Here is a 14,714-nt window from a genome sequence, read left to right as displayed (position 1 = left end):
AAAACACAAGGTCTAAATGTTAGTTTCTACTTGATGGCTTCTTCCGATGAATTGGCGAACAAGATACGCAGATAATCGCGTCTGCCGTATAATATGCGGTCTATGTTGACCTCCTCGCCCTTGACGCGGTAAAAGGCAAGGTAGTTTCCGCATACAAGAAAACGGTAATCGCCTTCAACCTCTATGACTGAGCACAGAGGCGCCCCCATTTCTGAAAACTTTCGCAAATTTTCTATATTATCCAATATGCCATCCACCGTGTTTTGGGCAGCGGTGGAATTTTGTAATTCTTCAAAAATACATGCCCATATTTCGTCAAGGTCACTTAAAGCCTCCGGAGAATAATGAAGCTTATTCACTGGTTTTCTCTTTGAAATGTGCTCTCACAGCTTCACGTGAAACCCATCCCTTTTCCTCGCCTGATTTCCGGCCCTTGGCAAGTTCGCCCATCAGCTTGATTGTCGCCTGTATTTTCTCGTACTCTGTAATATCAATAAGCGCATAACGTCCTCTGCCGTTCTTCGTCAAAAAGACTGGCGCGCCCACAGCAACATCCCTCAAAACCTCGTTATAATTTCGCAAATCCGAAACCGGCTTGATGTTTGGCATAAGATCACCTCTTTCCTTGTTGATACTATTATGCGCTAATTATTCGTAAATTACAACAGCAAAAACAACAGCATTTAACGGGCGTTGAAAATTTTTCATAGAGTGCGCCCCGCTGATGAAATATCTACTTTTGCTGAAATGAAATCACCGTCCCTCTGGTTATTTCACCTTTTGAATTTGTGTTCTTGGAGCTTTATTTTAGCTGCTTCTTAAAAGAGTGTTTCTTGTAAAATTCAAAGGTATCTTTCATGCCTTTTGCAAAGGGAGTGTACTTAAAATTTAAAGTCCTTGTGATCAGTGAGCCGGAATAGAGTTCATGCTGTTCTAATGGAAAGGGCAGAGGGATATTCTTTTGCTCAATTTCCTCACAGCTGTATTCCCTGGTTCGGATTCTTTCGCCGCTGATTTCTTCAAATACATTGATTAACTTTTGATATGAGATCATTTCCTCCGCGGATAAGTTGTAGGCATTTCCATAGACAGTGCTGTTGCCCAAACAGGAAATGCACAAGTTGGCGATATCCGTAACATAAACAAACTGAAAAAGAGCAATTGAGTTCGACGGCGCCGGCACTTCCTTGTTGCTTAAGATAAGATCAAAAAAATATGATTCTCTCGGGGCATAATTAAAAGGCCCGTAAACGAAAGCAGGCCTTAATACAGTATAATTTATGTTTTCAGTCTCGCAACTCTTAACTAATTCAAGCTCTGCAAGATACTTTTTATAGCCATAATCTCCAAAAGGGCCCGGAATAGATCCTGAAAGCTTGGGTGAGTCTTCGTATTTGGGGTAATCTAGAGATGTTTTATAAACCGCACAGGTACTGAAATAAATATAATGGTTTATCTTGCCGGGCAAATCATTAATCATACTGCTTATTTCGTGAGGAAGATCAGCGCAGAAGTCAACCACCGCATCCCAATCCAAGGGAGGGATAACCTTTTTTATTCTCTCAGATTCATTCCTGTCGCAGATATGTTCTTCGACACCCTGTATCCTTAGCGGCCTGTTGCCCCGGTTCAGGACGTGGATTGTATATTCTTTTCGCCTCGATAGCATTAGGATAAATACCCTTCCTATAAAGTAGCTCCCTCCAATAATCAGGATGTTTTTCATTTTTTACCGATCTCCTTTATAAAATAAACTATCCTGAAAAAAGCTTGTCTTAGGGAGGTCAACTGCCTACGTGCTCAGTTCGCCTCAGGCCGTCGTTGTCACGGTTCGCTCAGGTGCTCGTTATTCCTCAGAATTCCGGCGGTGTTTTTGCGATAGACATTTACTTTTTCCTTAATTATAATAGTTAAAAGAAAATTGTGAAAGCAAAAACAGCTTTAAATGACGAATGTTTACAAATATTCAGTCTATGGCTAGGGGGCTGGAAAACGGACAGGAGTATATTGCGCGGGATACTTATCTGGTGGCTGCCGCTTAATATTGCAGCTGCGGCATTACTAATCTTATGGAAACCTTTAATCTGGCATTGTGCGATTGTCCTGCTCATATCCAATATTCTAACAGCTTTAGGGATGGACAGGTTTGTCTACAGGCAGAAACTTCAAAATATCAAGCTAGAGAAAAGCCTTGCCGATCTCACGCTCCAGATTGCCAATGAGACTTTGCCTTTTTTAAGACGGGGTCTTAGTGAAGAAACAGCTGCTAAAACGGCGGCTATAATAAAAGAGATTTCTCAAGTCGCTGCAGTAGCGATCACCGACAGAGAAAAAATACTTGCCTACATCGGTTCGGGAGACGATCACCATAAAGCGGGAGGACCTGTTCTTACAGAAGCCACCAAGGCGGCGCTTTACAGCGGGGAGTTAAAAATATTGAATAACCCATATGATTTGAAATGTCCTTTTCCAAACTGTCCTTTGGAGTCCGCCGTGATCGCTCCTTTGAAATGCAACGGAAAAGTAACCGGGGCATTAAAACTATACCAGTCAAAACCCGGCAAAGTACCGGAAGGAATAGTGAAACTGTCTGTCGGGCTGGCTCATTTATTTGGAATGCAGATGGAATTAGCGGAACTGAACCGGCAGACCCAACTGGTTACCAAGGCGGAACTGGAAGCTCTTCAGGCGCAAATTAACCCGCATTTTCTGTTTAATACTTTAAATACCATTATCATGTTTATCCGGACGAATCCCGAAACAGCCAGACGCCTGTTGATCCGTCTGGCCAGTTTTTTTCGTTATGCGCTTAAAAGAAGAGGACATTTCAACAGCCTGAAAGAAGAAATTGAGTATTTGAATACATATCTTGTTCTGGAAAAAGCGCGTTTTGGTGAGAAGCTGCAAATAATGAAGGATATCGACGATACTCTTTTATCCTGCGAGGTGCCTGTACTTACTATTCAACCGCTGGCCGAAAACGCGATCAAGCACGGTATATTACCCAAGCTAGGCAAAGGAACAGTAAAAATTACCGCCAGCCTCGCTGACGGGGAAATCTTATTTGAGGTAAATGATGACGGTGTGGGAATCCACCCGGAAAGGCTGCCTGAAATTCTTAAACCTGGCGTAGGTTCGGGAAACGGCGTCGGCCTCAGTAATGTAAACGAACGTTTGAAGAGCTTGTTTGGTGAAGATTACGGCTTAAAAATAGAAAGCACACCCGGGATGGGTACATCTGTATTTTTCCGGGTTCCACTGGATCTCAAACATGTGGACGGGGAGGAGAATAGAAATGAAATTGAAAGCTCTGATCGTGGATGACGAATACCCGGCGCGGCAGGAATTACGCTTTGCTTTGAAGAACTTTGACAACATTGAAGTTATCGGCGAGGCCGCCAATGCGCAAGAAGCGCTTGTATTAATAAAAGCGCTGGATTATCAGGTTTTGTTTCTTGATATTTCAATGCCCGGAATGAGCGGTATGGAATTGGGAGCGGCGATTCAGGAACTCCCCTGTAAGCCGTTCGTTATTTTTGTTACCGCCTATGATGAATATGCAGTGAAAGCCTTTGATATCAACGCTGTCGACTATCTTTTGAAGCCTGTGGAAATCAGCCGCTTAAAAAGGGCTATTGACAAAGTCCTGAAATTAATCGGTGATTCCGGAGCAAACCTGGAAAATCAAGAAATCGAGGAAGCGGAAACAACCAGTGTTTACAACCAGGCAGATATTAACCTTGATTTGGAGCAGATTAAAATTGACCGCATTCCTGCTGAAAAGAAAGGAAAAACAGTCCTGGTGCCTGAATCAGATCTCGTTTTTGCCTTTACGGAAAAAGATTACGTTTATTTAAAGATCTTTGATGAAAAACTTTTTGTAAGATTTACTTTAAAGGAACTCGAAAAACGTTTAGATCCGAAAGTATTTTTCAGAACTCACCGGTGTTACCTGGTCAACCTGCATAAAGTAAAAGAAATAGTCCCTTTTTTTAACGGGACATACAACCTCATAGTGGATGATAAAGAAAAAAGCGAAGTCCCTGTAAGCCGCGCACAGGCAAAAAAGCTTAAAAGAATTATCGGTTTCTAAACAAACTTAAGGCGGATTTGCCATTGGTAAAAGGAATCGGCACTGATATAATTGAAATCAAGCGGCTGCGGTTATTGGCCGAAAAATATCCGGGTAAGTTTTTTAATAAAATTTTTACACAGGATGAAGTGGCTTACTGCAGTTTGCGCAAGGATCCCTTTCCATCTTTTGCAGCCCGTTTTGCCGCCAAAGAAGCTGTTTTAAAAGCATTGGGGACAGGCCTGGCCTTTGGTATAGGTTGGCGGGATGTCGAGATAGTAACAGAAAAAGACAATGGGCCAAAAGTATCTTTACATAACAGGGCTGTTGAAATCGCCGGGGAAAAAGGAATCAGTAAAGTACTAATCACCATTTCTCACGATCAGGACAAAGCTTTGGCATTTGCCCTGGCCTTAGGAGGCTAAAAATGAAAGTAGTCAGCGCCGCGGAAATGAGAGAACTGGATCGCACCACTATCGAAGATTACGGGATACCCGGGGTTGTTCTAATGGAGAATGCCGGTTTTCAGGTCATTCAAGTTATCCGGGAGCTGCTTCCTAATATTGAAAACAAGGCTGTTTGCGTATTTTCAGGCAAGGGAAACAATGGCGGGGACGGTTTTGTTGTTGCCCGGCATTTGTATAACTTAAAAGCCAATGTAAAGGTTTTTCTTTTAGCTGAAAAAGAAGAAATCTCCGGTGACGCAAAAACAAATATGTCTATCTGGGAGAATATGGGCCAAAAGATAGAAGTATTAGATCAAAACTTCCGTTTCGATGATTTACATACGGCCCTTACAGGAAGCGATCTCATTATAGACGCTATTTTTGGCACTGGTTTCAAAGGAATTCCGGGCCAGCCCTCTGCTGGTGTAATTGAGCAGATTAACCACAGCGGGAAGCCGGTAGTGGCTGTAGATATACCCTCCGGATTACAGGCGGACAGCGGCCTTATTGAGGGCCTTTGCGTTAAGGCAACCTGTACAGTTACCTTCGGCCTGCCCAAGCTGGGGCTTGTCCAGGAACCTGGCGCAAGCCATACTGGAAAACTTCATGTGGCTGACATTTCCATACCGGCGTATCTTTATAATAACGAATCCTTAAAGAGACAGTTGTTAACCAGGGATTTGGTCCGCGGTTGGCTTCAGCCGCGTCAGCCCGCCTCCAACAAAGGTGATTATGGGAGGGTACTAATTGTAGCCGGGTCAAGAGGCATGACCGGCGCCGCCTGTCTGGCCGCAATGAGCGCAGCCCGGGCGGGTGCGGGACTGGTAACTCTGGCGGTTCCTTCCGGTGTGCAAAAGCTTGCCGCTTCAAAACTGACTGAAATCATGACTGTCGCCTTGCCGGAGAGTTCCGAACAGACAATTGGAAGCGAAGCTTTGGATGAAGTTTTTACTCTTGCGCAGCGCTTTGATGTTGTCGCAATCGGACCCGGTATCACCACACATCCGGAGACAGCTTCTTTTATAAAAAGAATTTTACCTATGTTAAAAATACCTTGTGTGTTGGATGCGGATGGTTTAAACTGCCTTGCCGGTCACACGGAGGTATTCAAACTAACGTCAGCGCCAATTGTCTTAACCCCTCACCCGGGTGAGATGGGCAGGCTGACAGGCAATACTACAGCCGAAATCCAGCAGCGGCGTTTAGAGATAACGGAAAAAGCGGCTAAAGACTGGGGAGTCGTTTTATTATTGAAGGGCGCTTCGACTATAGTGGCGGCTCCCGATTCCAGGGCTTATATCAATACAACAGGAAATCCCGGCATGGCTACAGGCGGCGCGGGAGATGTTCTTACCGGAATCATTGCCGGGTTGATCGCCCAGGGGTTAAACCCGTTTGACGCAGCAGGGGCAGGGGCTTATCTTCACGGTTTGGCCGGTGATCTTGCGGTCAGGCGGAAAGGCTGCCGCGGCCTTGTAGCCGGTGATATTCTGGACTTTTTACCGGATGCTATTTTAGAAACTGAAAGCAATTAACGGCAGGTGACTGATCCTGAAAGTCCCGGTTTGGGCTGAAATAGATCTTTGCGCTATCGCACAGAATATGCGGGAAATACGTAAAATTGTTTCCCCAAAATCGGAAATTATGGCCGTAGTAAAAGCAAACGCATATGGACACGGCGCTTTGGAATCGGCAAAAGTTGTTCTGGCTAACGGAGCAAAAAGCCTGGCCGTTGCCAGAGTTGAAGAAGCAAAAGAGTTAAGAAAAGCGGGGATTGAAGCCCCGGTTTTGCTTCTTGGGTATACACCCGGCGCCCAATTTAAAGAGGTACTGGATTTAAATCTGATCCAGACGGTATACAGCCTGGAGATGGCTGAAGCGTTGAACAGTATTGCGGAACGCTCAGGCAGGCAGGCTAAAGTTCATATTAAAATTGATACCGGCATGGGCCGTCTGGGTCTAACGCCGGGAAAATCAGCCCTTGAAGATGTCCTTAAAGCCGCAAGGCTTCCTCATCTAATTCCGGAAGGAATCTTTACGCATTTTGCCGCAGCTGACAGCGCGGATAAAACATTCGCGCTTGCGCAGCTCGAGCTGTTCAATTCTTTTCTGGAAGCACTCCGCAAAGCGGGGCTGGAGTTTCCTCTCCGGCATTGCGCCAACAGCGCCGCTCTGCTTGATCTCCCGCAGACTTGTTTAAACCTGGTCAGACCCGGTATTATCATTTACGGTTTGTATCCTTCCAACGAAATCCGGAACTCACTAAATCTAAAACCTGCTATGTCTTTTAAGACACGAATAGCACAAATTAAGAAAGTACCCGCAGGATTTAAAGTAAGCTATGGATCCACTTACCAAACTTCACATCCGACTGTCATCGCCGTGATCTCGGCGGGTTACGCAGACGGCTACAGCAGGCTTTTATCTTCCAGGGGAATTGTGCTTGTCAATGGACAAAGGGCGAGAGTTGTCGGCCGTGTTTGTATGGACCAATGCATGGTTGATGTCGGGCATATCAATGATGTGTATCCCGGTGATGAGGTAGTTCTCTTTGGATCCGGCGGGGGAGAAACCATTCCTGTTGAAGAAATTGCGAAATTAACCGGAACGATTAGTTATGAAATAGTCTGCATGGTCAACAGCCGCGTGCCGAGATATTATTTAAACCAGAAAGGACAATAGAAAAATATTGGCTGCGAAAGAAGGAATTATTTGTTGGATGACGAAAATAGTGGTAAGTAGGTTTTAATTTTTAGAATACACGGAATGTGAAGAAAAGTCCGGGTTCAGATACAAATATAGGAACTGGAAAGATATACATGCCTGCAATATTGACAAGAGAATTGACCGCCTTACTTATACAGGATTTTCCTGAAAGTATAGTCTGTGTGATGGTTGTTTTTAGTTTCCTCTGCTTGAGATTTGATTTTAAAAAGATAACCGCAATCGCCGTACTTCAGACTGTAACCAATTTAGTGCGCTTGTTGCCCATTGCCTTTGGTGTTCATACGGTAGTTCTTGTCATTTCCCTGGCTGTATATGTGCACTTGATCACAAAGATTCGCTTGAGCAGGGTTTTCCTGACGGTAATTGGGACCTTTGTAATTTGTGGTTTGGTGGAAATGATTTATATGATGCCGTTATTAAATTTAACAGGCAGGACCTATGAAGAATTTTTTGCCAACCCTGTACTCAGGGAACTATACAGCCTTCCCTACGAGTTGGTTTTGCTGGCTGTCGCTCTGGGTAAAAATTATTACAACCGCCGGCGGGGAAAAATTTCAGCTTAAGGGAGTGCATTTAATTTTTGTTTAAAGTAGACCTCCCCAAATCTGCGGCAGGTTTTTTAAAGGACAGGCTGGGTTTAAACAGGGATGAAGAAGAAGTCGCTGCTTACAGCCTGGAGATGATTATCTACGGCGGCGCAGGTGTTCTTCTGGTGTGCATTGCAGGATGGCTGCTTAAATGTCTGGTTGTTACCTTAATAGTTTTAACTGTGGGAATGTTGCTGCGCTCTTTCGCCGGCGGCGCTCACAGCTCTTCTCCTTATGTTTGTATTTTGGTCAGTATAATGGTGGTTTCGATTTTTGGCAAGCTGGCCGTTATAGCAGCGCCTTATTTTTCATATTCTGCGCTGGTTTTGGTAATCGCCGGCGGTTTTATAGTATCTCTGGCCGCAGTATGGCGGTTGGCCCCGGTGGAGTCGCCTAAAAAGCCCATTTCTTCTGAGAAACAAAGGCGGCAATTGCGTTTGTTCTCAATAGTTTTTGTCTTCTTGGCGGTTTCTGCTCAGGTGTCTTTTCTTTTATTGAGTCCGCTTTCCCTGGCTACAGTGATAATTCTGGCCATAGAAGCGGGACTTTTATGGCAAATCTTTTCCATGACTCAAGCAGGCCACCGTCTTATAGCAACAGTAGACAGTCTATTTTAAGCGAAAGGAGGTGTAAAAAAATGAAAAAGTTTTCCTACTTTGTCTTTTCGTCCTTTTTCAGTGTTCTGGTCCTTCTGGCTGCGTTTAGTGTTAGGCCTACCTGTATGATAATGTGTTATCAGCCCGAACTTCCAAAAAGCTTAAGAAAATAATGACACGCGCCAATTAAGGGGGGATACCCCCACTTTTTTTATGCGGAGACAGGTGACATCAAATGGCGGAAAAAATACACCCGCTGGCGAAAAGAAAAGAAGAGCTTGCTGAACATATCCTTGTCTCCCATATTATCTGCGTACTCGTTGTCTTTCTGGCCATCATGGCGCTGAATGTTAGCTTTAAGCTCGGTCAGGTATATCTTACTGCACTTTATTATTATACCGGTGTAGTTTTATTCTTATTGGTTGTCGTTATACCATATTTATCGAAAAAGTTCAGCTCACAGCCTTGGACAGGCGAAGCCCTTTTACTGGTCATTTTATTTCCCTTGATTTTGGCACTAATTTATCTGACAAAGGGCTTTGACGGTTCCAAGGTGCTTCTTTTTGTCCCGGTGGTTATTGCAGCCAGCAGCTATGGTAAGACCATAGGTGTCCTAAGCGCATTAATAGCCAGTACAGCAATCTTTGTCCTCGACCTGAGACAGTTTTTTATTCATACTGTTTCTCCTGCTTTTCAGATCGATTTAATTTATACGGGTATATTGTTTACCATAGCATGGTTGATTGGCGGGCTTACGGACATTGAAAGGCGGACACAGGTTCAGCTTCTCTCACTCGCCAATACTGACACCCTCACCGGATTTACCAACCACCGGCATTTTTATGAAAAGCTGACTGAAGAGTTGGAAATTGCACGGGGCAGGTCTAAACCTGTATCCCTGATTATGATTGATATAAATTATTTTAAATTTTTCAATGACATCTACGGTTACCAAAAAGGAGATCTGGTTATTGTAGAAATTGGCAGGATCCTGGAAGGTCTGATATCTCCGCCTTCTTTTGTGGCCCGCTATGGAGGGGATGAGTTTGCCGTAGTAATGCCGGGTATCAATAGATTGGAGGCCTTGCAGAAAGCAGGCGAAATTGAAGAGAAAATAAAAAAATATTCTATTGAAGGCGATCACACCCAACCGGGAGGAAAAATAACCGTCTCTTTGGGCTTGGCCTGTTTCCCCGAGGACGGAGAAAAGCCCAGGGATTTAGTCAAATCCGCAGACGACGCCTGCTACCAGTCCAAACACAGCCGCAGCCGGATCTGCTTTTCCGTCATCGACCAGTTATATTCCCTCAGCCAGTCGGAAAAGGATTTGTTTGACTGTTTTAAAGCTCTCTTAACAATTATCAACGTCAAGGACAGGTATACATTTGCCCATTCGGAAAGAGTAATGTCCTATGCTGTGGCAGTCGCTGAAAGAATAGACCTTCCTGAAGAGCAGAAAACGGAGCTCAAGTACGGAGCTTACCTTCATGATATAGGCAAGGTTGATATAGAGGCCGATATTTTAAATAAGAATGGTCCCCTGATGTTTGAAGAATGGGAAATTACCAAACAGCATCCGGTCTGGGGAAGCGATATTGTCAGGCCTTTATTGTCACTGGAGGGCCTGGTGTCATTGGTCAGACATCATCATGAAAATTACGACGGCACCGGCTACCCTGATGGTCTGATCGGTCAAAACATTCCTCTCTCCGCCAGGATAATGCGAATCGCAGACAGTTTTGACGCGATGACAACAGACAGGCCATACCGCAAGGGTATGACACATGAGGAAGCTTTTGAAGAGCTTAGAAAATATTCGGGCAAAATGTATGATCCTGCGCTGGTGGAAGCTTTTATAAACACAATAATATAAAAAATTGCGCGGAGCGCTTTTCTGGAACATTTTTACGGCCGGTTGGAAAGCCGGTATTTTTTATGTATAATATATGTTCTGATAATACACGTTTAATACATGTTGTGAGAGGAGTAATATTTGTGGAACGTATCTGGGCGCCGTGGAGGACTGTCTATGTAGGCGGCAAACAAAATGAAGGCTGCATTTTTTGCGAAAAGATACAGTCCGACCACTCACATGATGAAAAGAACTACCTGTTATTAAGAAGCGATCAGGTGTTTACCTTGCTGAACCTATACCCATACAGCAACGGACACATTATGGTCGCTCCTGTAAAACATGTGGGAGACATTGCCGGATTAACAGAGAATGAATTTCTCCAAATAGGCAAAGTAACAAAATATATGGCCGGGCTGTTGAAAGAAGTCTTTAAACCCGACGGCTTTAATATAGGAGCCAATTTGGGAAAAGTAGCCGGAGCAGGCATACCAGGTCATATTCACGTCCACATTGTGCCGCGCTGGAACGGCGACACGAACTTCATGAGTGTTGTAGGAGATGTCAGGGTTATCTCTGAAGCGCTTGACACAACATACAAAAAACTCAGAGCAGCAATGGAAGTTATCAAATTCCCAGGATAAAAAATGATTAAAAACTGATAGCTTGGACAGTCTTGTTGGAGAATTATAAAGGTGCTATAATGTTCCAGAGCAAGATTGATTAAGAACATCAAGGGGGATTTTTTGTGGATAGACCCGCTTTTGACAGTACCGGAAGTTACCTGGTCTCAACCGACCTGCGCAATACTGTAAACATTGCTGTTGCCCTGGGAAGACCGCTTTTGATTAAAGGTGAGCCGGGAACCGGCAAGACCATGCTGGCTAAGGCTATCGCCGAGTCTTTGGCTCTTGATTTTATTATCTGGAATATTAAATCAACCACCAAAGCCCAGGAAGGACTCTACGTTTATGACACAGTCCAGCGATTGTATGACGGTCAATTTGGCGACCATGACGTTTCAGAAATAAAACAGTATATTAAACTTGGCAAGCTGGGTGAGTCTTTTAATGTAGATAAACGCGTCGTGCTTCTGATTGATGAAATTGACAAGGCAGACCTCGAGTTCCCCAATGACCTTTTATGGGAACTTGATATTATGAATTTCTATATTCCGGAAACCAAAGAGACTATCACCGCCAAACACAGGCCAATTGTAGTAATCACCAGCAACGCCGAAAAAGAACTGCCTGACGCATTTCTTAGGCGCTGTGTTTTTCATTACATTGATTTTCCTAATGAAGATATGATGCTGAAAATAATCAAGGTGCATTACCCCGATATGGAAAAAACGCTGCTTGATGAAGCATTAAACGCTTTTTACTGGATTAGAGGTATAAATGGCCTTCAGAAAAAACCCAGCACCAGCGAACTCTTAGACTGGGTTCAGGCTCTTGTGGTAGGCGGGATAAGTTACAATCGAATCTGTTCCGACCTGCCCTTTTTAGGTGTCCTGTTAAAGAAGAATCAGGATTTTGAAGTTGTCCTCCGACGCCTGCAGGCGGGAGGCGTTCAAAAGAAAACGTCTTCAACCAGCAACCGCCGCGGTTATTGAGGTACAGATTATGTTTACCGGACTTTTTTATACCCTGCGTGAAGAAGGAGTCCCTGTTTCCCTGACCGAATGGATGACTTTGATGGAAGCCTTACACAAAGGATTGTCCGGCGCCAGCCTGAACGGTTTCTATTACCTGGCGCGTTCGCTGCTGGTTAAAAGCGAAACGTATTTTGACCGTTTTGACCTTGCTTTCTACCGTTTTTTTCAGGATATTGAAACCTCACCGGAACTTGCTGAAAGGGTTATGAAATGGCTTGAAAAATCGCTGCCGCCAAAGCAAATTGATCAGAACGAGCGTAAGCCTTTCAGCCCGTGGGATTTGGAAGAACTGCGCAAAGCGCTTGAAGAACGGTTGAACCAGCAGACGGAACAACATCATGGAGGAGGGCGCTGGATTGGAACCGGAGGCACTTCTCCTTTTGGACATTCGGGATACAACCCGGCCGGTATACGAATCGGGGGGGAATCAGTAAATCACTCCGCGGTAAAAGTTGCAGCCCAGAGGCGCTACCGTGATTTTCGCACAGATGATACCCTTACTACACGCCAGTTTGAAGTAGCCCTGCGCAAGCTGCGCGAACTGAGCTACAACGAAGAAGGGCCAAAGGAAGAACTTGACCTGGAAGGCACCATTGACGCTACCTGTAAAAAGGCAGGAAACCTGGAACTGGTCTGGGAAAGGCCAAGAAAAAACATTATTAAACTTGTCCTGCTGATGGACGCCGGCGGTTCCATGCACCCTTATTCCAGGTTGTGCAGCCAGCTTTTTAACGCCGCAAGCAAAATCAATCATTTCAAGGACACCAGATATTACTTTTTTCATAATTGTGTTTATGACCGCCTATACCTTGATCCTTACTGTATGAAGAAAAACTCTCTTTCTACAACAGAGGTTTTAAATAACCTCGGCCGTGATTACCGGTTAATCATAGTCGGGGACGCAAGTATGTCGCCCGGTGAGTTGATGATGCCCGGCGGCATTATCAGTTGGGAGGAGTACAACGAGGAACCGGGCATTACCTGGCTGCAAAGGTTGTTTTCTTACTTCAAATTTTCAGTCTGGTTAAATCCTATCCCAGGTAAATACTGGCAAGCATTTTATGGCTCCGAGTCGATAAGCTTGATCAGGAGAGTTTTCCCCATGTTTGAGCTGACAGTGGACGGTTTGGAACAGGCTGTCAAAGGTCTGAAAGCTAAGATTTAACCAGGAGCAACGGGGAAATCTGGTGGAGAATTTTTGGATATTGTAATTGCCGAAAAATTGCTTAAACAATATAATGGATTTACAGCAGTGCGAGAAGTAAACTTTACAATCAGGGACAGAGAGTGTTTTGGATTCTTAGGGCCCAACGGCGCCGGCAAAACATCCCTGGTTAAAATGATTTATGGCTTCTCGCCGGTAACATTAGGAAAACTGACAGTCTTTGGAATGGATGTAAGGACAGATATCAGAAATATAAAACGTTTTCTGGGTGTTGTCCCTCAAGATAATAACCTGGATCCCGACTTGAAAGTGCTTCAGAATTTACTGGTCTATGCAAGTTATTTTGGAATTAACGATCGTCTGGCCAGGGAAAGGGCAGAAGAACTGCTTGATTTTTTCGGCTTGGAAGAAAAAGCGGGGGAAGTAGTAGAATCCCTTTCCGGCGGCATGAAAAGACGCCTGACGATAGCACGTGCGCTGATCAACAAACCAAACCTCTTAATTCTTGACGAACCGACAACAGGTCTTGATCCGCAGGCCCGCCATCTAGTCTGGCAGCGCTTGCGCCTTCTGAAAGAGCAGGGCGTGACCCTGATCCTAACAACCCATTACATGGAGGAAGCCAGTCAGCTTTGCGACCGTCTGGTAATTATGAATTTGGGGGAAATATTGGTAGAGGGAACCCCTAAAAAATTAGTAGCCGACTATACTGCTGAAACTTCAGGCCAAATTGTTCAAGAGAAAAAAGAACAGCCGGCTACATTAGAAGATGTTTTTCTCAAACTGACCGGCAGAAAACTACAGGATTAACGTGGAAACGTTAAAAAGATTATTACGAATAGATATTTCACCTCTGGTCTGGAAGATTTTTCGCAGGCATTTGATTGTTTTCAGCCGGAGCTGGAAAGTAAATGTTTCTTTTAATTTCTTTGAACCTCTTCTTTACCTTACTGCTTTGGGAATTGGACTGGGCGCATATGTTCAACCAATTGAGGGTGTTCCTTACCTTAACTACCTGGCCCCGGGGTTAGTTGCTTCTTCCGCGGTTTTTGCCACCGCCTATGAGTGTACATACGGTACTTTCATACGTATGGAATTCCAGAAGACATTTCAGGCAATGGTGGCAACTCCGGTAAGCATAGATGACGTAATTGCCGGTGAAATCCTTTACGGGGTTTTTAAAAGTATCTTATACAGTCTGGTCATCCTGGTGGTTATCTTTGCCCTTGGTCTTGTTAAATCACCCTGGGCTTTGTTTATTCCATGTGTGATGTTTGCCGGGGGCGCCTTATTCGCTATTTTGTCGATTATTTGGACAGGGCTTGTACCTAACATCGAAAGCTTTAACTATTATTTCTCACTGGTTATGACTCCGTTGTTTCTTTTTTCCGGCGTTTTTTTTCCACTGACAGGAATGAGCGTAATAGTTCAAAAAATTGTCTGGATTAGCCCGCTATACCACCTTGTCAATCTAACCCGCGGAATGATCCTCGGCAGGGTGGGTATTAGTTTGGTTTGGGATTTTATCTGGATGGCGGCAGCGGTACTTATCCTGCTGCCTGTCCCATTTTTTTTAATGCGCAAGTTAATGATCAGGTAACCACGGGTTAAT

The 14,714-nt window shown here is 44.4% G+C and carries 17 protein-coding genes; 14 read left to right on the top strand and 3 right to left on the bottom strand.

Annotated features, from left to right (window positions below):
- Positions 1-26: 26 nt before the first annotated feature.
- The 3 genes from DEH07_01760 to DEH07_01750 form a co-directional block, all read right to left on the bottom strand.
- Positions 27-359, bottom strand: coding sequence for a type II toxin-antitoxin system mRNA interferase toxin, RelE/StbE family (locus DEH07_01760; protein ID HBY03278.1), 333 nt, complete (start codon positions 357-359; stop codon positions 27-29).
- Complete coding sequence (locus DEH07_01755; GenBank protein HBY03277.1) at positions 352-609, bottom strand: prevent-host-death protein; 258 nt, start codon at positions 607-609, stop codon at positions 352-354. The genes DEH07_01760 and DEH07_01755 overlap by 8 nt, the downstream gene beginning before the upstream one ends.
- A gap of 193 nt (positions 610-802) precedes the next feature.
- Positions 803-1,726, bottom strand: a complete 924-nt coding sequence (locus DEH07_01750; protein ID HBY03276.1) for a sugar dehydratase — start codon at positions 1,724-1,726, stop codon at positions 803-805.
- A 410-nt stretch (positions 1,727-2,136) separates the two neighbouring features.
- On the opposite strand from DEH07_01750, the gene DEH07_01745 reads away from it, so the two are divergent.
- The 14 genes from DEH07_01745 to DEH07_01680 all read left to right on the top strand — a co-directional run bounded on the left by DEH07_01745 (position 2,137) and on the right by DEH07_01680 (position 14,702).
- Positions 2,137-3,324, top strand: coding sequence for a sensor histidine kinase (locus DEH07_01745; protein HBY03275.1), 1,188 nt, complete (start codon positions 2,137-2,139; stop codon positions 3,322-3,324).
- On the top strand, positions 3,296-4,093 hold the full coding sequence (locus DEH07_01740; GenBank protein ID HBY03274.1) for a DNA-binding response regulator: 798 nt from the start codon (positions 3,296-3,298) through the stop codon (positions 4,091-4,093). The genes DEH07_01745 and DEH07_01740 overlap by 29 nt, the downstream gene beginning before the upstream one ends.
- A gap of 23 nt (positions 4,094-4,116) precedes the next feature.
- Entirely contained in the window at positions 4,117-4,497 is a 381-nt protein-coding gene (gene acpS / locus DEH07_01735) for a holo-[acyl-carrier-protein] synthase (protein ID HBY03273.1), read from the top strand.
- Positions 4,498-4,499: 2 nt separating this feature from the next.
- A complete protein-coding gene (locus tag DEH07_01730; protein ID HBY03272.1) occupies positions 4,500-6,053 on the top strand; it encodes a bifunctional ADP-dependent NAD(P)H-hydrate dehydratase/NAD(P)H-hydrate epimerase in 1,554 nt (517 codons plus the stop codon).
- Positions 6,054-6,069: 16 nt separating this feature from the next.
- On the top strand, positions 6,070-7,200 hold the full coding sequence (alr, locus tag DEH07_01725) for an alanine racemase (GenBank protein HBY03271.1): 1,131 nt from the start codon (positions 6,070-6,072) through the stop codon (positions 7,198-7,200).
- Positions 7,201-7,337: 137 nt separating this feature from the next.
- Positions 7,338-7,808 carry a hypothetical protein gene (locus tag DEH07_01720; protein ID HBY03270.1) on the top strand — a complete coding sequence of 157 codons (471 nt, stop codon included), beginning with the start codon at positions 7,338-7,340 and terminating at the stop codon, positions 7,806-7,808.
- 17 nt (positions 7,809-7,825) lie between these two features.
- Positions 7,826-8,449 carry a hypothetical protein gene (locus DEH07_01715; protein ID HBY03269.1) on the top strand — a complete coding sequence of 208 codons (624 nt, stop codon included), beginning with the start codon at positions 7,826-7,828 and terminating at the stop codon, positions 8,447-8,449.
- Entirely contained in the window at positions 8,383-8,601 is a 219-nt protein-coding gene (locus DEH07_01710) for a hypothetical protein (GenBank protein ID HBY03268.1), read from the top strand. The genes DEH07_01715 and DEH07_01710 overlap by 67 nt, the downstream gene beginning before the upstream one ends.
- A 62-nt stretch (positions 8,602-8,663) precedes the next feature.
- Entirely contained in the window at positions 8,664-10,301 is a 1,638-nt protein-coding gene (locus DEH07_01705) for a diguanylate cyclase (protein HBY03267.1), read from the top strand.
- Positions 10,302-10,423: 122 nt separating this feature from the next.
- Positions 10,424-10,924, top strand: a complete 501-nt coding sequence (locus tag DEH07_01700; protein ID HBY03266.1) for an HIT family hydrolase — start codon at positions 10,424-10,426, stop codon at positions 10,922-10,924.
- A 104-nt stretch (positions 10,925-11,028) separates the two neighbouring features.
- Positions 11,029-11,895 carry a MoxR family ATPase gene (locus DEH07_01695; GenBank protein HBY03265.1) on the top strand — a complete coding sequence of 289 codons (867 nt, stop codon included), beginning with the start codon at positions 11,029-11,031 and terminating at the stop codon, positions 11,893-11,895.
- Positions 11,896-11,905: 10 nt separating this feature from the next.
- Positions 11,906-13,102: a VWA containing CoxE family protein gene (locus DEH07_01690; GenBank protein ID HBY03264.1), complete on the top strand. Its 1,197-nt coding sequence runs from the start codon at positions 11,906-11,908 to the stop codon at positions 13,100-13,102.
- A gap of 33 nt (positions 13,103-13,135) precedes the next feature.
- Entirely contained in the window at positions 13,136-13,912 is a 777-nt protein-coding gene (locus tag DEH07_01685) for an ABC transporter (GenBank protein ID HBY03263.1), read from the top strand.
- 1 nt (position 13,913) lies between these two features.
- Positions 13,914-14,702: an ABC transporter permease gene (locus DEH07_01680; GenBank protein HBY03262.1), complete on the top strand. Its 789-nt coding sequence runs from the start codon at positions 13,914-13,916 to the stop codon at positions 14,700-14,702.
- Positions 14,703-14,714: the final 12 nt, after the last annotated feature.

It is taken from the genome of Desulfotomaculum sp., assembly GCA_003513005.1.
Taxonomy (GTDB): domain Bacteria; phylum Bacillota; class Desulfotomaculia; order Desulfotomaculales; family Nap2-2B; genus 46-80.
Note: the sequence above shows the minus strand (reverse complement) of the source record. Positions and strands in the feature narration are given on the sequence as shown.